Source organism: Bacillus sp. JJ1127, from assembly GCF_036965845.1.
Lineage (GTDB): Bacteria > Bacillota > Bacilli > Bacillales > Bacillaceae_G > Bacillus_A.
The window spans coordinates 8,870-11,442 of sequence record NZ_JBALQK010000003.1 but is presented as its reverse complement, the minus strand read 5'-3'; the positions used below and the strand labels follow the sequence as shown (position 1 = coordinate 11,442).

Below are 2,573 nucleotides of genomic sequence, written 5' to 3'. Positions count from 1 at the left end.
AGATGGGAGAGAGCATCCGCCCATGTATAGAAGCGGTAGCCCCATGCCGAGTGAAAACAAAATGAGAAAGTGAGTATAGGTCACCTTTTGTTCTTCATAGCCGTGACTTGTATGTTGAAAAATCATATATATTAAACAAGAACTTCGGTTTTTAGTACAAATTTCTCTACAACTTTTGCAACACCATCGTTCATATTTGTATCAGTTACGTAGTTTGCAATTTCTTTAATATCATCTGGTGCATTACCCATCGCAACGCCAAGACCAGCGAATTCAATCATTGTTTGATCGTTATAGCTATCGCCCATTGCGATTACTTCTTCACGTTTAATACCAAGTTTTTGAATGAGTTGGTGTAAGCTTGTTCCTTTTGTAACACCAGCCTCTGTGAACTCTAAGAAGTATGGTTTTGAACGCATTACACTTAGTTTTCCTTCTAGTTGTTTTTGAAGTTTCTTTTCTACTTCTACAAGGCGTTCAGCTTCTTTATTCATTAATACTTTTACAACAGGCTCTTGTACAGCAGCAATAAAGCTATCTACTTCAATGATTGGCATACCTGTAAGATTGCCTTCAATTTCTGTATATGGATTATTTTCTTCAGTTACAATATCATCGCCCATATACGTATGGATCCAAACATCTTCTTCTTTACTAATTTCATATAGATTATGAACGATTTCAGGAGATAATGTACTGCTGAATAGTTCTTCATTTGTTTTACAATTAATAATTTTTGCGCCGTTAAATGATAGGATGAAACTTCCGTATTCTTCTAAACGAAGTTCTTTTGCAACATGACGCATACCAAATGTTGGGCGGCCAGAAGCAAGTACAACTTTTACACCTTGTTCTTGAGCGGTCATTAAAGCTTGTTTTGTACGCTCTGAAATCGTATGGTCATCACGTAGTAAAGTATCATCTAAATCTAAAACAATCATTTTATAAGACATATAGAAAGTTCCTTTCTTTGTTTAAATAATAATTGGTGTTGCTACAAATAAGTTTTGATGAAAAGGTTGAGGAATAAATAATAAATAGTAAGACATCGAACCTCTTTAAATAAAGTTAAGAAGGTGACTGTATTGTTAGTATAAATTATCATGGGCGTATTGCCCATGATAATTTATACCTATCGTAACAACTCTGAAAATAGAGTGCAATAATGGAAGTTTTCCAATTTACGAAAGTTGGCTTTCTTTTGAATGGGAAAATAGTACTTCAAGTAGAATGGCCATAACGGAACCAAGGACGAGGCCATTACTTAAAAAGGATGCTAAAAATGGCGGAAGGGTAGAGAATGCACTCGGCGGCACGAACATAACCCCAATTCCTGTAAAGAGTGAAAGGCCGGCAACACGGAATAAACGATTTTTATTTTGCACTGCGTCATATTCACGAAAGGCAAGGCCAATCATGTTTGCAAATACAGGGTAAATAGCCGCATATCCAACAGCAACAGGGATCGCTGCAAAGAATGAAGTAATCTTTGGAAATATACTAATTAAAATGATAAAAATTGATCCTAGCATAAAAGGAAGCCTCTTATAAATATTGGTTGTTGCGATAAATCCAGCTGATCCTGAAATGGCTACAGGACCAATCGCGGAGAAAAGTCCGCCTAGCAGTTGATTAATTCCCGTTATAATCCCAGCCTGTTTAAAGCGATTTTGAACTATATCCTCTTCATATTTAGAAACAACCTTTTGAACAACGCGAATACTTGCTAACATGTTTGTTAGGAGAAGTAGTGTGACAAAAATAACGGTAATTGCCATATTCCATTCAATGCGAGGTGTTCCAAAAACAAATAGGGATGGGAGACGAATGATATCTGTTACAGGTGCAATTGGATTGGATAATCCAAAGCATGCAAATAAAATCCATCCAAAGACAATGCTGAAAAGAACAGAGTATTGCCCAATAATAGGTAGCTTCATAATGAAAAAAGATAGTAAAATAACAATGAGTGAAAGAATGAATACGTTTACTTGTACTTCGGTATGTTGTCCGTCAAGGCCAAACATTCCTTTTAAGAAAGAGCCACTAAGCTGGGCAACAAGAAGAAATAAATAAGTTCCGATTACTGTTGGTGTGAAATAACGAACAAGCTTATCAATAAGTCCAAAAATACTAAGGATAATACAAATGATACCACTTAACAGGAAAGCGTACTGCAAGACGCGGAGTGTTTCATTATTTGATCCAAATAGTACGATTCCTAAACTTGCATAAAGAGAGAAGACTCCCCACCAAAGACCAGCAGGACCTTCTTGAATAGGTAGCTTATGACCAAATATAGCTTGCAGGAGGCCTGCAAAACCAAGAATAAATAATGTTCGTTGTACAAATGCAATAGCTTCAGCACCATTGAGTCCATAACTAGTGGCTACACTAACTGGTACAATGAGGCTTCCTGCCAAAATAAATAATGTCCATTGCATGGCGGAAAGAAATGTTTTCATGATATCGACCTCTTTCATAGATTCCGCTTCTAGTATATACATATTTCATTTCTTCTGGCAAAGATTGTATATATGCATCAATTAAAAAAGGACATAAAACCCCTCTTT

The 2,573-nt window shown here is 36.2% G+C and carries 2 protein-coding genes; both read right to left on the bottom strand.

Translation table 11 applies throughout. The annotated features are described in order from the left end of the window. Positions 1 to 131: 131 nt before the first annotated feature. Positions 132 to 953: a Cof-type HAD-IIB family hydrolase gene (locus V7183_RS00345; RefSeq protein ID WP_097898501.1), complete on the bottom strand. Its 822-nt coding sequence runs from the start codon at positions 951 to 953 to the stop codon at positions 132 to 134. Positions 954 to 1,181: 228 nt separating this feature from the next. Next, positions 1,182 to 2,465 (bottom strand): purine/pyrimidine permease, encoded by a 1,284-nt coding sequence (locus V7183_RS00340; protein ID WP_335358355.1) that lies wholly within the window; start codon positions 2,463 to 2,465, stop codon positions 1,182 to 1,184. Positions 2,466 to 2,573 lie beyond the last annotated feature (108 nt).